The organism is Pseudomonas sp. 3HC3 (assembly GCF_044904505.1).
GTDB classification, from domain to species: Bacteria; Pseudomonadota; Gammaproteobacteria; order Pseudomonadales; family Pseudomonadaceae; genus Aquipseudomonas; species Aquipseudomonas putida_Y.
In genome coordinates, this window is record NZ_JADDRH010000017.1 from 70,101 (window position 1) to 86,588 (window position 16,488).

Genomic DNA, 16,488 nt, shown 5'->3' on the forward strand with positions numbered 1-16,488 from the left:
TCACTCTGCCTTGAAGCTCATGGCTTTGCGTGCATCGCCTTCCACCCGTTCGAAGCGATATTCAACACCAGGCTTCTCGACGAACTCACGCTTACGCCCGGGGCGAAGATGGTGCTTGGCCGGAGGCTCACACTCTTCCTCGTTCAGCACACAGACCTGGACGTTGTCGAGCAGCACCGTCGCATTGCCCTCGTTGCGCACGGTCCATTTCCCACCCACTCGCTCGATCGAGGTCTGATACCGCGTGGCAGCAGGTTTGGTAATCAAAATGGTGCCGTAGCCAGCCAGAAACTGCACACCTGCACTGAGTTCTTTGCGGTAAGACTCAAGCTCCGTTTCATCCAGCGCGAAGCTGTCATCCCGTTCCGGTACTACCGGGATGAAACGCAACCGGTAGTAACGCTCCTGGTCTCGTTCACCGCGATACAGCAGCCGTACGGCCTGCATGCCACGTGCCGGGATGATCATCCGTGCTGGGCTGGCAACAACGCTGCGCTGGTCGAAGGGCAGCTCATCGACGTCCACCTCACGGGGTTCGGCCTGGCCGTCGTAGACCAGCTCCAGCACGCTGACCTTGACGAACGCAGTACTGTCTCCCCGGTTGTAGATGCGTTTGGCATAGGTGCCCTTGCCTGGTTCGAGGTAGTCATAGAGCGCGCCGACATCCAGCTGTGGCCCGGCCTGGGCAAACCACGGCAGCATCAGCGCTACGAACAACAAGGGTGACAAGTGAAATGTGAACCTGTGCATCTTCAACCTCTGTTTACTCAATATCGAATCCATCGACCCGGGAATCGGGCCCTCTACAGCGTCATGCCGAATGCCGGCTCAGCCCACACTGGGCACACACCGCTGATCACCCACGATCAGCAAGTCATCCTCGCGATCAAAGTTGTCCGGCGGTAATGTCAGAAGGCAGTTGCCTGCCGTGCCATGGCGAATTTCCAAGGTGGGCCGTGACTCACTCATTTCCACGTTGAAATAGCCATCCACCTCGACAACCGTGCGCCCGGCGTCATTGACCACATGCGCGCCGTGCAGTGGCTGGCCTTGCCCGTCGAGCAACCGGCCAAATACAGTCACCGTTCGCATGACCTTCACTGAGTGGTACCCCACCCCACCGCGGTTGAGGTGATAGTCGACAGCGAGGGGTTGGATCTGTGCCGGCGGCACGTCCTTCGTGTCGAAGTCGAAGCGCACATGACCAGACTTGAACGCCGTCACCGGCACGATATTGCGCCCGGGGTGCAGCACTGCACTCATGCCCTGGCCATCGTTGGCGCGCAGCTTCACACCGTGCAGATCGCTTTCGACATCGATGATCAGGCCGGCTTCGAACGGCAGGCTGCTGCCACCCATGGCCAGCTTCCCGTCGCCCAACGCCAGGGTGCTTTCCAGGTTGAGGCCACCGCTGAGGTTATTGTTGAAAGAGGAACTCTGGGCATAGGCATCGCCCTGCAGCGCCTGGCTGTGGAACCGCCCATTGGCCGCCAGGCTGGTGCCATAGCCGTCGAGCGTCGCGCTGCCCCCCAGGCTGTGCACGGGGCCCAGGTCGACGTTCTGCCGATACCACAGCGAAGCGTAGGGGTCATTGCCCCCCTCACGCGAGGCGCGGCTACCCACATCGACCCCAAGCTGCCTGCCATCGCGCTCGAGCTTCATGCTTACAGCAACGTTGACGCCGCGGCTGCGGACACCGGCGCTGCTGCGCGTTCCAGGCCTGTCGAAAAGTGACAGGCGAACACTGCTCTGATGCCCCCGCAGTTTCCCGTAGAACGCCCAGCTCAGGTCGGCACCCAGGCCGCTTGCCGAGCCCGCACTGTGTTCCAGGCGCAGCGTCGCTGAACTGCGCGCGGTTATCCGCTGGTTGATCGAAAAGGCGGTGCGGCTGCGCACCTGGCGCTGTGAAGTATCGTCGCGACCGCTACTGCCAGGCTCCAGCCAGGTCTGGTTGTGGCTCAGCAACAACGAGCCCCAAGGATGGGTGTAGGTCAACTGCAGATCGCCGCCGTTGCCCAGGCCCTGGGTCTGATTGAGGCTGGCGTAAAGCTTGAACCGTTCATGCACGTCCCAGTCCAGCGAGGTTCCCAACTGCAGGTCAGCATCAACTTGTTGCAGTGATAGCCCCAGTACTGCAGCAGGATGCATCAGGTAGTTGGAAAGGGCACCGAACACCGGGCTCTGTTCACGATCGCCATCCCCGTTGCTCAGCAGCTCGACCTGCTGGCCCAGATAAAGGTTGTAGCGCCAGCGGTTATCCATGTTCTGCCACCGGCTGGGCTTGTAGATGGACACTTCGCTGCGCGAGGTCTCCAGGCCGTCTTCGAGCAAACGCAGCTCCACATCATAGATGCCGCCGGGCAATACCCGCGTGTCGAGCGCCTGTAAACCGGGCTGTACCGGCTGACTGTTGATCAGCGAACCATTGCGATAGATTTCGACGATACCCGGGCGGTTCGGCGTGACGTAGACCGGGATGGCGCTGGCTTGGCCATTGTCGACCAGCAGGCTGTCACTGCTGCCCAGCATCAAGCCAAGCGTGCTATCAGGGCGACGCCCCAGGAGGGTTGGCTGGCGCACGAGGCCTTCTGCGCCAGTAGAGAAGTAACCCAGCCGAAAGAAATGCGCTTCGTGCATGCTCTCTGCGTAAAGCTGGTTCATGCGGTAACGCATATCGCCTTGCTCAGATGGGCTACGATCCACGCGTGCATCGGCAAGCGTCGTCCAGTTATGCAGATTGCCCTGACCGAGCAGGCCGATTCTGCCCGTGGTCTGATTGCCATCATTGACCAGGTTGAGCTGGTTACGCAGCAGCAACCCAGCGTCGCTCTGCTCCGGGAGGCGGTGGAAGAGCGTGTCCTGCTCCAGCTTCTCGGCATTGGAGGTCAGCAATGACAACTGGGAATTGGCCAGGCTGTAATGGATAGCCTGCAACCCGTCCGGGCAGTTTTGCAGGCAGTCGCCCAGCATGCGCCCGCCCTCCAGGCGCTGTTGCCATAACTGCCTGAGTGTGGCCGGCTCTGCGCTCTGCTCAGTGTCGGTAAATGCCAGCAACTGCACACGGTTATCACGGCTCAGTACCACCATGGCATCACCAAGGTAGCGTTGATCCAGCTCCACCCGCACGGCAAGTGGCACATCGAAAAAATGCGCCTCGAAGTCTTCTGGCAAACGCCCGAATGTATTCAGGTCAATGGCACCGGACGCGCGCTCGGCCGACACTTCGAAGGGCAAAAGGCAGGCAGCACCCAGCAGCCAGACAGCAACTGCCCTGCCGGATGCAGCAAACTGGAACATGATTCAATCCACTTCAACACCTACCCCTACACTGGTAAACATCCAGTAAGTTGAGGCAGGCGGCACTGCTTCAGTCAAAGGCTGGTGGAGGAAGTTTCAAACAACACGCTCACTGTCCCGGTATAATCACCCTTCACATAACCATTTTCGGGCTTTATGGCATTAAACGTAATGGGAAGTTCTTTGCCGGCTTTAGCATCTTCTGCGTTCATGACCTCCGTGGGCGTCAACTCCATCTTTTTATCCCCAACAGTGATGATAAGATCAATCTTCTTGTCGGTTTGCTGGTCTTGCAGCGATGCTGTGTGCAGCAGGTGGGCCTGAATAGCGCCGACATCACTCTGCGCCGAGAACCTTTCACTGACCGCCTTGAAGTCTTCGCGCTCCGGCTCATATTCAAGCGTCACGCCTTTCTCCAGCCAGCCCCCTACAGGGGTCACTGAAAAATCATTCCCGGGAATGACCGCCGTCACTGAAATACTCTGGGTGATCGGCTCAGGGGCGGACGCGACAGCGGCACCGGCAAACAATGCAAGGAACGGGACAGCCAATACATAGGATTTCACATCAAACTTCCTTTAACGGTTGCACATCAAATAGCGGGGACCCTGGGGCACCCGAATGAAATTGCGAATCAGGGCGCCCCTGTTTCAAACATCAAGGTGGCTTGCGTGACATAGGTGCCGGGCACGCGAGTCGACGCCGATTCCCCCATCGGATAGAACCTGAACTGAATGGTTTTCCCCTGAGCGGCTTCAGCAGCACTGACGATTTCAACCGGCGCCGTGCCCATTCTTATGCGATTCAACATGATGTGGTATCGACGGGGCGCTTCTCCGCCATTTACCCGTGTAAACCGATACTCCGAACGATCTGTTTTCGCGTAAATCGGGCCGTAGGAACTTTTTACAAACACTTCTTTTTCAATTTGCTTGAAGACCCCCCTGTCCGGGTCATATTCAGCGTGAAGTACGTCTTCCCACCAATTGCCAACCGAGTTCACCTGAAATTCAGGTACCGACACGACAGCCTGGACACTGATGTCCTGCGGTATTTCCTTTGCCCCAGCAGCGCCCGCCACGCCAAGGAGAGCGAAGGTGATCAAACAGCGTAACTTCATTGAATATTCCCCAAATGTGCCGGCATCTATAGAGCACTTACGACATGAGGGAACTTTATGGGCAGAGCCTCACTCTGTATGTAGGCTGTTTCTGACTGCATAAAACAAAAAACGCCCCGACAGGCGGGGCGTTTTTCAATGCAGGGGATTGACGTTAGTGCGAGACCGCCCCGCTGGCACCCAGGCCAGTCTGCGAACGCACGAACTGCGGGAAGAACAGCGCGCGCTCATCCTCAGCCGCCTTGGACTTGTCGGTGACCGAGAAGAACCAGATGCTGACGAAGGCAATGGCCATCGAGAACAGCGCCGGGTACTCGTACGGGTAGATGGCCTTCTCGTGGCCGAGAATCTGTACCCAGATGGTCGGGCCAAGGATCATCAGCGTCACCGCACTCACCAGGCCCAGCCAGCCGCCGATCATGGCGCCGCGGGTGGTCAGCTTCTTCCAGTACATCGAAAGCAGCAGTACCGGGAAGTTGCAGCTGGCGGCAATGGAGAACGCCAGGCCGACCATGAAGGCGATGTTCTGCTTCTCGAACAGGATCCCCAGGCCAATCGCCAGCACACCCAGGGCGACAGTGGTGATCTTCGATACGCGGATCTCGTCCTTGTCGTTGGCTTTGCCCTTGCGCCAGACGCTGGCGTACAGGTCGTGGGACACCGCCGAGGCACCGGCCAGGGTCAGGCCAGCCACCACCGCCAGGATGGTGGCAAAGGCCACCGCCGAGATGAAGCCGAGGAACACACTGCCACCCACCGCATTGGCCAGGTGCACCGCAGCCATGTTGTTGCCGCCCAGCAGGGCGCCTGCCGCGTCCTTGAAGTCCGGGTTGGTGCTGACCAGCAGGATCGCGCCAAAGCCAATGATGAAGGTGAGGATGTAGAAGTAGCCGATGAAGCCGGTGGCATACAGCACGCTCTTGCGCGCTTCCTTGGCGTCACTGACGGTGAAGAAGCGCATCAGGATATGCGGCAGACCGGCAGTACCGAACATCAGTGCCAGGCCCAGGGAGAATGCCGAGATCGGGTCCTTGACCAGGCCGCCGGGGCTCATGATCGCCTCACCCTTGGCGTGTACCTTGATCGCTTCGGTGAACAGCGTGTTGAAGTCAAAGCCCACGTGCTTCATGACCATCAGCGCCATGAAACTGGCACCGGACAGCAGCAGCACAGCCTTGATGATCTGTACCCACGTAGTGGCCAGCATGCCACCGAACAGCACGTACAGGCACATCAGGATACCCACCATGACCACCGCTACATGGTAGTCCAGGCCAAACAGCAGCTCGATCAGCTTGCCGGCGCCGACCATTTGCGCGATCAGGTAGAACGCCACCACCACCAGCGAACCGGAGGCCGACAGGGTGCGGATTTCCTTTTGCCCGAGGCGGTACGAGGCCACGTCGGCAAAGGTGTACTTGCCCAGGTTGCGCAGGCGTTCAGCAATCAGGAAAAGAATGATCGGCCAGCCGACCAGGAAGCCGATCGAGTAGATCAGGCCGTCATAACCAGACGTGAACACCAGCGCGGAAATACCCAGGAACGAGGCGGCTGACATGTAGTCGCCAGCGATCGCCAAGCCGTTCTGGAAGCCGGTGATCTTGCCGCCGGCAGCATAGTAGTCCGATGCCGACTTGTTGCGCTTGGAGGCCCAGTAGGTGATGCCGAGCGTGAAGGCGACGAAGGCCACGAACATGGCGATGGCGGAAACGTTCAGCGGTTGTTTCTGCACCTCGCCGGTCAGGGCATCTGCGGCCCACACGGCGGGTGCAAAGGCTCCGCAGGCCAGTACGGCCAAGGCTTTGACAGAGCGAGTCATTGTTGCGCCTCCTTCAGGATTTCCTTGTTCAGCTCATCGAACTCGCCGTTGGCGCGGCGCACGTAGATGGCGGTCAGGACGAATGCCGAAACGATCAGGCCGACGCCCAGGGGAATGCCCCAGGTAATCGATGACTCAGGACTGAGCTTGGCGCCCAGCAAATGAGGACCGTAGGCGATCAGGAGGATGAAGGTGCAGTACAGGCCGAGCATGATCGCCGAGAGAATCCAGGCGAACCGTTCGCGTTTGGTGACCAGCTCCTTGAAACGGGGGCTGTTTTGTATCGAGAGGTAAATGCTGTCGTTCATTGTTTTTGTCCTAGCAGCACAGGTAGGGGAAGAACCCACACCCTTACTTTATGCGGCTGCCGGACGCCAACCAGACGACCTTAGTCTTAGATGCAACGGTGTTTTACCGATTGCGTAACAAAGTGAAAACCTATTCGCGGGTAAACCCGCTCCTACAACGGCTTGCACACGCCTGTAGGAGCGGGTTTACCCGCGAAGAAACAACATTGGTCCTGGAAGACTATTACTTGCCAGTCCACTCCTTGACGCGATCAGGGTGCTTGGCTACCCAGTCTTTGGCTGCCGCTTCAGGTTTGGCCCCTTCCTGAATCGCCAGCATCACCTCGCCAATCTCGTCCTTGGACTGCCAGTTGAACTTCTTCAGGAACTCCGCCACTTCCGGTGCCTTGCTTGCCAGTTCCTTGCTGCCGATGCTGTTCACGGTTTCCGACGCGCCATACACGCCTTTCGGGTCTTCGAGGAACTTCAGCTTCCACTTGGCGAACATCCAGTGCGGAACCCAACCGGTCACCGCAATCGACTGGTGCTTGGCATAGGCACGGCCCAGTTCCGCAGTCATCGCAGCGCCCGAACTGGCCTGCAATTTATAACCCGTCAGGTCATAGTCCTTGATTGCCTGGTCGGTCTTGAGCATCACACCGGAGCCTGCATCAATGCCGACGATCCTGTCCTTGAAGCTGTTATCGGTCTTGAGGTCGGCGATGCTCACTGCCTTGACGTACTCGGGGACGATCAGGCCGATCTTGGCGTCCTTGAAGTTCGGGCCGTAGTCGACCACGTTGTCCTTGTTCTTGGCCCAGTACTCGCCATGGGTCACCGGCAACCAGGCCGACAACATGGCATCGAGCTTGCCAGTTGCCACACCCTGCCACATGATCCCCGTGGCAACGGCCTGCAACTTCACGTCGTAGCCGAGTTTTTGCTTGATTACTTCGGCAGCCACGTTGGTGGTCGCCACGCTGTCGGCCCAACCATCCACGTAACCAATGCTTACTTCTTTGGCCATAGCCTGTGCAGCGCTCATGGCCATTACCAGGGCGGTGCCCACACCCAGTAAACGTCGCATTTTCTTCAAAGTTGCCATCAAAGCATCCCCTCGTCAGGTCTTGGAGATTCCATCATCTTCCTGCAACACAAGACGACCTGATCCAGCTGCGACCTGTACCCGCCCCATATGCGACAGCACTATGCCATTAGCGCCATCGGCCGGCAGCGGCCTGCGCGATCCTTGCATGCCAAAGGTTTGGCGCCGGGCTACTATCTAACCTTTTGTGCCAGACGATGGACCGCCCGATGCCCAGTTGTAGCCGCCTGTTGTTACCGTTGTACCTGCTTGCCTGCCTGCTGGCCCTGTTCGGGCTGGGGGGGCTCTGGTACGGGCTGGGCAAGCCAGTGCACCTGCCCGATGCGGCCAGCCCTGCACACAAGCTGCAATGCGCCTCGTACACGCCGTTTGACAAAGACCAGTCGCCTTATGACCAGCCGTTTCGCCTGCGCCCGGCGCGGATGGACGCCGACCTGGCGTTACTGGCCGAGCGGTTTCAGTGCATTCGGACCTATTCCATGAGCGGTCTTGAGGCAATCCCGGCGCTGGCACGCAAGCATGGCCTGAAGGTGATGTTGGGCGCCTGGGTGAATGCCCACCCGGCCGACACCGAGAGGGAAATCAACCTGCTGATCGCCGCTGCCAACGCCAACCCTGACGTGGTCAGCGCGGTGATCGTCGGCAATGAGACACTGTTGCGCAAGGAGGTGACCGGTGCCCACCTGGCCAAGTTGATCGCGCGGGTGAAGAGCCAGGTCAAGGTACCGGTGACCTACGCCGATGTCTGGGAGTTCTGGCTTCAGCACCCGCAAGTGGCCCCTGCAGTGGACTTCCTGACCATCCATCTGCTGCCCTACTGGGAGGACGACCCGCGAGGCATCGACGAAGCCTTGGCCCACGTCGCCGATGTGCGCCGGGTATTCGGCACACGCTTCGCGCCCAAGGACATACTGATTGGCGAAACCGGCTGGCCCAGCGAAGGCCGCCAACGCGAAACTGCGGTACCCAGCCGGGTCAATGAGGCGCGCTTTATCCGCGGCTTTGTGGCTATGGCCGAACGCAATGGCTGGCACTACAACCTGATCGAAGCCTTCGATCAGCCGTGGAAACGCGTCAATGAGGGCGCGGTGGGTGGCTACTGGGGGCTATACGACGCGGACCGGCAAGACAAGGGTGTGCTCGAAGGGCCAGTGAGCAACCTGCATGACTGGCCTCAGTGGCTGCTGGCCAGTGCCGTGCTGATGGTGATCATGCTGGTGCTGGCCGGGCGCCCCGCTACACCGATGGCGGCCTTGCTGCTGCCATTACTGGCGGCGTTTGGCGCTGCTTGCCTGGGCTTGTGGGGCGAGTTGATGCGTACCCACGCGCGCTTTGCCGGGGAGTGGTTATGGGCACTGATGCTGGCCGGGCTGAACCTGCTGGTGCTGGCCCATGCGTTGTTGGCGCTGGCAAGGCGGGCCGGCTGGCGTGAGCGCTTGTTCGCCTGGCTGCAGGTTCAAGCTGGCTGGCTGTTGCTGGCGGCGGGCTTTGCTGCGGCGGTGAGCATGTTGGCAATGGTGTTCGACCCACGCTACCGCAGCTTCCCCAGTGCGGCGCTGGCGTTGCCGGCGCTGGTGTATGTGCTGTGGCCGGTGCGGGCGCGGCGGGCAGAGGTGGCGTTGCTGGCGTTCATCGTCGGCGCAGGGGTGGCGCCGCAGTTGTTCATGGAAGGGCTGGAGAACCAGCAGGCCTGGGGCTGGGCGGTGGTGAGTGTGCTGATGACAGCGGCGTTGTGGCGAAGCTTGCGGATGCGCCAGGCTTGATACTGCATATCCCTCGAGCCCGGCGCGGACCTTGTGGGAGCGCAGCTGCTTACAATGGGGGTTGCCTGACCAGGCGCAACCCCGCCAGCACCAGCGCAAACACCGCAATGCTGGCGGTATACAGCACCAGCGCCGGCACCGCGAACACCAAAGCCAACACTGCCAGCCACCAGCCGACACGCGCGGAAACGAACTGGGCCAGTAGTGCAAGGCCCAGACCGCCCCAGGCCATTACCTGATGGTGAATACCCAACCCCAGCAGCGCACGCACTTCGCACTGCCAGTACGCCGTTGGCACTGTGCACAGCCCTACCCACTGGTCATCCTCCATGAGGCCGTAACGCACGCCATAACTGGCCGCGAGCCAAAGCCCCAGAAACAGCACCAGCAGCGCCGTCGGCAGCGAACGAGACATCCTGTTCTCCAATAGCGGCAATCGAAAGCATCCATGATCGCTTATGCCCGGTTGTAAGGCAAAATCACACCCCGGCAGCTATGTTGCAAATAGCAAGTACGCCAAAGGCCACCGCAGCGGGCAACTTTGCCCGCCTGGCTGTGGTCCTAGCCTGCACACTGCTCGACCTTGCGTTCTTTTGGGGGATTAAATGCTTCGATCTTTGCGCCTCGCTGCCCTGCTCGGCAGCCTGCTCATGGCTGTGGCCGCTTCAGCGCGGGATATCGACGCTGCCAGCTATGGCTACCCTTTGACCAACCCGTTCGAGGCGACCATCGCCACCACGCCGCCGGACAAACGCCCTGACTTGCCCAGCGACGATGAAATCAATCAGTCCGACTACAGCCTGAACTTGCGCCCGGAACGTGAGTTCACCTTGCCCGACAACTTCTGGGCCGTGAAGAAACTCAAGTACCGCCTGGCTCGCCAGGATCGCGAAGCGCCGCTGATCTTCATCATCGCCGGCACCGGCGCGCCGTACAGCAGCAGCATCAATGAATACCTGAAAAAGCTGTTCTACCAAGCGGGTTTCCACGTGGTGCAACTGTCATCGCCCACCAGCTATGACTTCATGAGTGCAGCCTCACGCTTTGCCACCCCCGGCATCAGCCAGGAAGACGCCGAAGACATGTACCGGGTGATGCAGGCCGTGCGCGCCCAGCATCCACGCCTGCCGGTCAGTGACTTCTACCTCACCGGTTACAGCCTGGGTGCGCTCGACGCCGCCTTCGTCAGCCACCTGGACGAGACCCGCCGCAGCTTCAACTTCAAGCGTGTGCTGCTGCTCAACCCACCGGTCAACCTCTACACCTCGATCAACAACCTCGACAAACTGGTGCAAACCCAGGTCAAGGGCATCGACCGCAGCACCACGTTCTATGAGCTGATGCTGGAAAAACTCACCCGCTACTTCCAGGACAAGGGCTACATCGACCTGAACGACGCCTTGCTGTACGACTTCCAGCAGTCGCGCCAGCACCTGTCCAACGAACAGATGGCCATGCTGATCGGTACTTCGTTCCGCTTCTCGGCAGCAGACATTGCTTTTACCTCCGACCTGATCAACCGCCGCGGCCTGATCATTCCGCCGAAGTTCCCGATCACCGAAGGCAGCAGCCTCACGCCGTTCTTCAAGCGCGCCCTGCAGTGCGACTTCGACTGCTATATGACCGAACAGGTGATTCCGATGTGGCGCGCCCGCACCGACGGCAACAGCATCCTGCAGTTGGTCAACCAGGTCAGCCTGTATGCGCTGGAAGACTACCTGCGCAGCAGTGACAAGATCGCCGTGATGCACAACGCCGACGACGTCATTCTCGGCCCGGGTGACATTGGCTTTTTGCGCAAGGTGTTCGGTGACCGACTGACCCTCTACCCCCATGGCGGCCATTGCGGCAACCTCAACTATCGCGTCAACAGTGACGCCATGCTGGAGTTCTTCCGTGGTTAACAAACTCCTCTTCGCCACTGCCCTGCTTGCCGCTGGTCACACCCTGGCCGCCGAAACCGCACCGCGAGCCAGCGTGGTCGAGGCCGACCCGCAAGTGATCGGTACCGCGCCCCTGGTGCCTGAAGCCGATGGCTTCCTCGACCCGCTGCGTGAGCTGAAATTCAACCCTGGGCTGGACCAGCGCGAGTTCGAGCGCTCAACCCTGGAGGCGCTGAACGTGTACGACCCGCTGGAGTCGATCAACCGGCGCATCTATCACTTCAACTACCGACTGGACCAATGGGTGCTGCTGCCGCTGGTGAATGGCTATCAGTATGTCACCCCAAGCTTCGTGCGCACGGGGGTGAGCAACTTCTTCAACAACCTTGGCGATATACCGAACCTGTTCAACAGCGTGTTGCAGCTCAAAGCCAAGCGCTCGGCAGAAATCACTGCGCGGCTGATGTTCAACACGATTATCGGCGTGGGCGGGCTGTGGGACCCGGCGACCAGCATGGGCCTGCCGCGCCAGAGCGAGGACTTTGGCCAGACCCTGGGCTTCTATGGCGTGCCGGAGGGGCCGTACCTGATGCTGCCGGTGCTAGGGCCATCGAACCTGCGCGATACCACCGGGATTGTGGTGGACTATGCGGGAGAGCAGGCAGTCAACTACCTGAACGTGGCTGAAGTCAGCAGCGACCACCCGGAAATCTTCGCCCTGCGCGTGGTGGACAAGCGCTATACGACCAAATTCCGCTATGGCCAGCTCAACTCGCCGTTCGAGTATGAAAAGGTGCGGTATGTGTATACCCAGGCGCGCAAGTTGCAGATAGCCGAGTAAGCCTGCTGCGGCCCTTTCGCGGGTGAACCCGCGCCTACACAGGTATTGGCGCACCCCCTTGTCGCGAAAGGGCCCGCACAGACAACATCAAATTGCCAGGAATTCACAAAGCTCGCACTTCTTGGCCAGGGCATCGCGCCGCCCCAACTCGATCAGTTCACTGCAATAGCTGGCCTCGAACAGCAAATAGCTCAACACCCCCGCCCCGCTGGTGCGCGTTGCCCCCGGCCCACGTAAAAACAGGCGCAACGCCGCCGGCAACTCGCGGCGATGCCGAGCGGCAATCTCATCCAGCGGCTGGCTGGGCGCCACCACCAGAACATCGATCGGTGCCAACCCCAGGCGCCGGGCATCAAGGTGCGCCGGCAATAGCCCGCTCAAGTGGTTGAGGCGCTGCAGCAGTTCGATATCGTCTTCCAGGCTGTCGATGAATGTACTGTTGAGCATGTGCCCGCCGATCTGCGCCAGGCTCGGCTGCTGCCCGCTGAACACACGTTGGGGCGGCACCGGTGGCGCTGGCCGTTGCGGGTTTCCGCTGACCCCGACCACCAGCACCCGGCTGGCGCCCAGGTGCAAGGCCGGGCTGATCGGCGCCGACTGGCGCACCGCACCGTCGCCGTAATATTCACCGCCCAGTTGCACCGGGGCGAACAGCAGCGGAATCGCCGCGCTGGCCAGCAGGTGGTCGATGGTCAGCGGTGCAGGTACGCCAATACGCCGGTGACGCAGCCAGGCCTCGATCGTGCCGCGGCCCTGGTAGAAGGTCACCGCCTGCCCAGACTCGTAGCCAAAGGCGGTCACTGCCACGGCGCGCAGTTGCTCGGCGGCCAAGGCGTGGCCGATGCCATCCAGGTTCAGGTGCGTTTGCAGCAGGCTGCGCAAAGGGCTGCTGTCGAGCAGCGCCACGGGCGCCTTGCCGCCCAGACCCAGCAGGCTGTGGCCGACGAAGCGGCTGGCCTGGCGCACGACCCCGGGCCAGTCGCTGCGGATGACCAGATGGCTGCGGAAATTCTGCCAGAAGGCAGTGAGCCGTTGCACGGCCTCATTGAAGTGCACGGCACCACTGGCCAGGGTGACGGCGTTGATGGCCCCGGCGGAGGTACCGACGATAACCGGGAACGGGTTGTGCGCGCCGGCGGGCAGCAACTCGGCGATACCTGCCAGCACGCCGACCTGATAGGCGGCGCGGGCGCCGCCGCCAGAAAGGATGAGACCGGTTACCGGGGGTGGAGCCATGGAGTCCTTCCTGGGGTCAAGGTGCTTTCATGCCCGGCCTCTTCGCGGGTGAACCCGCTCCCACAGGGCCCCGCAATATGCAGAACCTGTGGTAATCCTGCAGGAGCGGGTTTACCCGCGAAGAGGCCAGGCCTGCTTACAAGGTTCAGCGCTTTTTCTTGTCATACAGCCGCGGCGCCCCTTCGGGCCGAGACTTGAACCGGCGATGCGCCCACAGGTACTGCTCGGGGCACTCGCGCAACACGCTTTCGACCCACCGGTTGATGCGCAGGCAATCGGCCTCTTCGCTTTCACCGGGGAAATCCGCCAGCGGCGGGTGGATGACCAGGCGATAGCCGCTACCATCCTCCAGGCGCTTCTGGGTGAACGGAATCACCTGCGCCTTCCCCAGCCGGGCGAACTTGGTAGTGGCCGTTACCGTCGCTGCCGGGATGCCGAACAGTGGTACGAAGATACTTTGCTTGGCGCCATAGTCCTGGTCCGGTGCGTACCAGATCGCCCGGCCCGAACGCAGCAGCTTGAGCATGCCGCGCACGTCTTCACGCTCCACCGCCAGCGAGTCGAGGTTGTGCCGCTCGCGGCCGCTGCGCTGGATGAAATCGAACAGTGCATTGCCATGTTCGCGGTACATGCCGTCGATGGTGTGCTGCTGGCCGAGCAGCGCGGCGCCGATTTCCAGGGTCGTGAAGTGCACCGCCATGAGGATCGCGCCCTGCCCCGCCTGCTGGGCGGCTTGCAGGTGCTCAAGGCCCTCGATATGGGCCAGGCGCGCCAACCTGGCCTTGGGCCACCACCAGCTCATGGCCATTTCGAAGAAGGCAATGCCGGTTGAGGCGAAGTTGGCCTTGAGCAAACGCTGCCGTTCGTCGACCGACAGCTCCGGGAAGCACAGCTCCAGGTTGCGCGCGGCAATGCGCCGACGTTCACCGGCAAAGTGATACATGACGGCGCCCAGCGCGGCACCGACTTTCAGCAGCACCCGGTACGGCAACTGGACTACCAGCCACAGCAGGCCCAGGCCCAGCCACAGGCCCCAGAACTTGGGGTGAAGGTAATAGGGACGAAAACGCGGGCGTTCCATTGAAGCATCCGGAAAGACAAAGGCCGCGCATTCTACAACGGATCAGCGCATGTTGCGGGCAACCGGTGTTCTCGTTATAAGTCAGGGCACTTTTTTCGCAACAAGCCGTCTATGCAGACCATGAGCCCAAACCACACACCCGACACCGCCTCCGTGTTCCAGCTCAAGGGCAGCATGCTCGCCATTACGGTACTGGAACTGGCACGCAATGACCTTGAAGCCCTCGACCGCCAGTTGGCGGCCAAAGTCGCCCAGGCCCCTAACTTCTTCAGCAATACACCGCTGGTGCTGGCGCTGGACAAGCTGCCGGCCGACGAAGGGGCGGTCGACCTGCCCGGCTTGATGCGGATCTGCCGACACCACGGCCTGCGTACCCTGGCCATCCGCGCCAACCGCATCGAGGACATCGCCGCCGCCATCGCCATCGACCTGCCGGTGCTGCCGCCGTCAGGGGCCCGCGAACGGCCGCTGGAGCCCGAGCCCGAGGTGGTCAAAAAGCCCGAACCGGCCCCGGCGCCACCACCGCCCCCCGAACCCGAGGTGCGCCCGACCCGCATCATTACTTCGCCAGTACGCGGTGGCCAACAGATCTATGCTCAGGGGGGGGACCTGATTGTTACCGCCTCGGTCAGCCCAGGTGCGGAACTTCTGGCCGATGGCAACATCCATGTGTACGGCGCCATGCGCGGCCGCGCCCTTGCCGGCATCAAAGGCAACACCAAGGCGCGTATCTTCTGCCAGCAGATGACCGCCGAAATGGTCTCGATCGCCGGCCAGTACAAGGTCTGCGAAGACCTGCGCCGGGATCCGCTGTGGGGTACCAGCGTGCAAGTCAGCCTGTCTGGTGACGTGTTGAACATCACCCGTCTTTAACGGATACTTGCCAGCATTTTTAGAGCAACTTTTTTTACCGTTGCCTTTATTTAGCTATTTCAGTTTTTTGCAGGGACAAGTGTCCCGACTAATTTTAGGGGTGAAACACCTTGGCCAAGATTCTCGTGGTTACTTCCGGCAAGGGGGGTGTGGGCAAGACCACTACCAGCGCCGCCATTGGTACCGGCCTCGCACTGCGCGGCCACAAGACCGTCATTGTCGACTTCGACGTGGGCCTGCGTAACCTCGACCTGATCATGGGCTGCGAACGCCGCGTGGTGTACGACTTCGTCAACGTGGTCAACGGCGAAGCCAACCTGCAGCAGGCCCTGATCAAGGACAAGCGCCTCGAGAACCTGTACGTGCTGGCCGCCAGCCAGACCCGTGACAAGGACGCGCTGACCCAGGAAGGCGTGGAAAAGGTACTGATGGACCTGAAGAAGGACTTCGAGTACGTCATCTGCGACTCGCCGGCCGGTATCGAAAAAGGTGCTCACCTGGCCATGTACTTCGCTGACGAAGCCATCGTGGTGACCAACCCGGAAGTTTCGTCGGTACGTGACTCCGACCGTATGCTGGGCATTCTGTCGAGCAAGTCGCGCCGCTCCGAAAACGGCGAAGAGCCGATCAAGGAGCATCTGCTGATCACCCGCTACCACCCAGAGCGCGTCGTCAAGGGCGAAATGCTGAGCGTGGCCGACGTGGAAGAAATCCTGTCGATCAAGCTCAAGGGTGTGATCCCGGAGTCGCAGGCCGTCCTCAAGGCGTCCAACCAAGGTATCCCGGTCATTCTCGATGACCAGAGCGATGCCGGCCAGGCCTACAGTGATGCGGTCGACCGCCTGCTGGGCAAAGAGAAGCCGATGCGCTTCATCGATGTACAGAAGAAGGGATTCTTCGAGCGCATTTTCGGGAGCAAATAAACCATGAACCTTTTTGACTTCTTTCGTGGCAGACAGAAACAGACCAGCGCGTCGGTAGCGAAAGAGCGTCTACAGATCATCGTGGCGCACGAGCGCGGCCAACGCAGCGAACCGGACTACCTGCCCGAGCTGCAGAAAGAACTGCTGGAAGTGATCCGCAAATATGTGAACATCGGCAACGATGATGTGCATATCGAGCTGGAAAATCAGGGCAGCTGCTCGATTCTCGAGCTGAACATCACCCTGCCGGATCGCTGATC

General features: G+C 60.7%; 16 protein-coding genes. 6 read left to right on the top strand and 10 right to left on the bottom strand.

The annotated features are described in order from the left end of the window. From INQ47_RS19855 to INQ47_RS19885, 7 genes are all read right to left on the bottom strand, one after another. Positions 1-750: a molecular chaperone gene (locus INQ47_RS19855; RefSeq protein ID WP_404702402.1), complete on the bottom strand. Its 750-nt coding sequence runs from the start codon at positions 748-750 to the stop codon at positions 1-3. 78 nt (positions 751-828) lie between these two features. Further along, positions 829-3,297 (bottom strand): CS1-pili formation C-terminal domain-containing protein, encoded by a 2,469-nt coding sequence (locus tag INQ47_RS19860; RefSeq protein WP_404702403.1) that lies wholly within the window; start codon positions 3,295-3,297, stop codon positions 829-831. 74 nt (positions 3,298-3,371) lie between these two features. Then, complete coding sequence (locus tag INQ47_RS19865) at positions 3,372-3,863, bottom strand: CS1 type fimbrial major subunit (protein ID WP_252458984.1); 492 nt, start codon at positions 3,861-3,863, stop codon at positions 3,372-3,374. Positions 3,864-3,931: 68 nt separating this feature from the next. Further along, positions 3,932-4,417: a hypothetical protein gene (locus INQ47_RS19870; RefSeq protein WP_129932305.1), complete on the bottom strand. Its 486-nt coding sequence runs from the start codon at positions 4,415-4,417 to the stop codon at positions 3,932-3,934. A gap of 154 nt (positions 4,418-4,571) precedes the next feature. Continuing rightward, positions 4,572-6,236 (bottom strand): cation acetate symporter, encoded by a 1,665-nt coding sequence (locus tag INQ47_RS19875; protein ID WP_404702404.1) that lies wholly within the window; start codon positions 6,234-6,236, stop codon positions 4,572-4,574. Beyond that, positions 6,233-6,544: a DUF485 domain-containing protein gene (locus tag INQ47_RS19880; protein WP_252458982.1), complete on the bottom strand. Its 312-nt coding sequence runs from the start codon at positions 6,542-6,544 to the stop codon at positions 6,233-6,235. The genes INQ47_RS19875 and INQ47_RS19880 overlap by 4 nt, the downstream gene beginning before the upstream one ends. 223 nt (positions 6,545-6,767) lie before the next feature. Next, positions 6,768-7,628 carry a glycine betaine ABC transporter substrate-binding protein gene (locus INQ47_RS19885; protein ID WP_252458981.1) on the bottom strand — a complete coding sequence of 287 codons (861 nt, stop codon included), beginning with the start codon at positions 7,626-7,628 and terminating at the stop codon, positions 6,768-6,770. A 197-nt stretch (positions 7,629-7,825) separates the two neighbouring features. Between INQ47_RS19885 and INQ47_RS19890 the strand changes: the two genes are divergently transcribed. Continuing rightward, positions 7,826-9,391 carry a beta (1-6) glucans synthase gene (locus tag INQ47_RS19890; RefSeq protein ID WP_404702405.1) on the top strand — a complete coding sequence of 522 codons (1,566 nt, stop codon included), beginning with the start codon at positions 7,826-7,828 and terminating at the stop codon, positions 9,389-9,391. Positions 9,392-9,440: 49 nt separating this feature from the next. Here the strand turns inward: INQ47_RS19890 and INQ47_RS19895 are convergent, their stop codons facing one another. Next, positions 9,441-9,806 carry a hypothetical protein gene (locus tag INQ47_RS19895; protein WP_252458979.1) on the bottom strand — a complete coding sequence of 122 codons (366 nt, stop codon included), beginning with the start codon at positions 9,804-9,806 and terminating at the stop codon, positions 9,441-9,443. A gap of 190 nt (positions 9,807-9,996) precedes the next feature. On the opposite strand from INQ47_RS19895, the gene INQ47_RS19900 reads away from it, so the two are divergent. Both INQ47_RS19900 and INQ47_RS19905 read left to right on the top strand, forming a co-directional pair. Beyond that, positions 9,997-11,295 carry a serine/threonine protein kinase gene (locus INQ47_RS19900; RefSeq protein WP_252458978.1) on the top strand — a complete coding sequence of 433 codons (1,299 nt, stop codon included), beginning with the start codon at positions 9,997-9,999 and terminating at the stop codon, positions 11,293-11,295. Further along, a complete protein-coding gene (locus tag INQ47_RS19905; protein WP_252458977.1) occupies positions 11,288-12,115 on the top strand; it encodes a VacJ family lipoprotein in 828 nt (275 codons plus the stop codon). The genes INQ47_RS19900 and INQ47_RS19905 overlap by 8 nt, the downstream gene beginning before the upstream one ends. A gap of 87 nt (positions 12,116-12,202) precedes the next feature. Here INQ47_RS19905 and INQ47_RS19910 read toward each other — a convergent pair whose 3' ends face one another. Both INQ47_RS19910 and INQ47_RS19915 read right to left on the bottom strand, forming a co-directional pair. Continuing rightward, on the bottom strand, positions 12,203-13,351 hold the full coding sequence (locus INQ47_RS19910; protein ID WP_404702406.1) for a patatin-like phospholipase family protein: 1,149 nt from the start codon (positions 13,349-13,351) through the stop codon (positions 12,203-12,205). Positions 13,352-13,496: 145 nt separating this feature from the next. Next, on the bottom strand, positions 13,497-14,432 hold the full coding sequence (locus INQ47_RS19915) for a lipid A biosynthesis lauroyl acyltransferase (protein WP_252458975.1): 936 nt from the start codon (positions 14,430-14,432) through the stop codon (positions 13,497-13,499). Positions 14,433-14,543: 111 nt separating this feature from the next. Here INQ47_RS19915 and minC point away from each other — a divergent pair, with 111 nt between their 5' ends. The 3 genes from minC to minE all read left to right on the top strand — a co-directional run bounded on the left by minC (position 14,544) and on the right by minE (position 16,486). After that, complete coding sequence (gene minC / locus INQ47_RS19920) at positions 14,544-15,305, top strand: septum site-determining protein MinC (RefSeq protein ID WP_021782475.1); 762 nt, start codon at positions 14,544-14,546, stop codon at positions 15,303-15,305. Positions 15,306-15,415: 110 nt separating this feature from the next. Continuing rightward, complete coding sequence (gene minD / locus INQ47_RS19925) at positions 15,416-16,228, top strand: septum site-determining protein MinD (protein ID WP_003252574.1); 813 nt, start codon at positions 15,416-15,418, stop codon at positions 16,226-16,228. A 3-nt stretch (positions 16,229-16,231) separates the two neighbouring features. After that, on the top strand, positions 16,232-16,486 hold the full coding sequence (gene minE / locus INQ47_RS19930; protein ID WP_009682849.1) for a cell division topological specificity factor MinE: 255 nt from the start codon (positions 16,232-16,234) through the stop codon (positions 16,484-16,486). The last annotated feature ends 2 nt before the right edge of the window (positions 16,487-16,488 follow it).

What these genes read in the sequence shown, in the direction of transcription:
- INQ47_RS19855 (WP_404702402.1), bottom strand. Translation starts at nt 750, where the DNA reads ATGCACAGGTTCACATTTCACTTGTCACCCTTGTTGTTCGTAGCGCTG.
- INQ47_RS19860 (WP_404702403.1), bottom strand. Translation starts at nt 3,297, where the DNA reads ATGTTCCAGTTTGCTGCATCCGGCAGGGCAGTTGCTGTCTGGCTGCTG.
- INQ47_RS19870 (WP_129932305.1), bottom strand. Translation starts at nt 4,417, where the DNA reads ATGAAGTTACGCTGTTTGATCACCTTCGCTCTCCTTGGCGTGGCGGGC.
- INQ47_RS19875 (WP_404702404.1), bottom strand. Translation starts at nt 6,236, where the DNA reads ATGACTCGCTCTGTCAAAGCCTTGGCCGTACTGGCCTGCGGAGCCTTT.
- INQ47_RS19880 (WP_252458982.1), bottom strand. Translation starts at nt 6,544, where the DNA reads ATGAACGACAGCATTTACCTCTCGATACAAAACAGCCCCCGTTTCAAG.
- INQ47_RS19885 (WP_252458981.1), bottom strand. Translation starts at nt 7,628, where the DNA reads ATGGCAACTTTGAAGAAAATGCGACGTTTACTGGGTGTGGGCACCGCC.
- INQ47_RS19890 (WP_404702405.1), top strand. Translation starts at nt 7,826, where the DNA reads ATGGACCGCCCGATGCCCAGTTGTAGCCGCCTGTTGTTACCGTTGTAC.
- INQ47_RS19895 (WP_252458979.1), bottom strand. Translation starts at nt 9,806, where the DNA reads ATGTCTCGTTCGCTGCCGACGGCGCTGCTGGTGCTGTTTCTGGGGCTT.
- INQ47_RS19900 (WP_252458978.1), top strand. Translation starts at nt 9,997, where the DNA reads ATGCTTCGATCTTTGCGCCTCGCTGCCCTGCTCGGCAGCCTGCTCATG.
- INQ47_RS19910 (WP_404702406.1), bottom strand. Translation starts at nt 13,351, where the DNA reads ATGGCTCCACCCCCGGTAACCGGTCTCATCCTTTCTGGCGGCGGCGCC.
- INQ47_RS19915 (WP_252458975.1), bottom strand. Translation starts at nt 14,432, where the DNA reads ATGGAACGCCCGCGTTTTCGTCCCTATTACCTTCACCCCAAGTTCTGG.
- minC (WP_021782475.1), top strand. Translation starts at nt 14,544, where the DNA reads ATGCAGACCATGAGCCCAAACCACACACCCGACACCGCCTCCGTGTTC.
- minE (WP_009682849.1), top strand. Translation starts at nt 16,232, where the DNA reads ATGAACCTTTTTGACTTCTTTCGTGGCAGACAGAAACAGACCAGCGCG.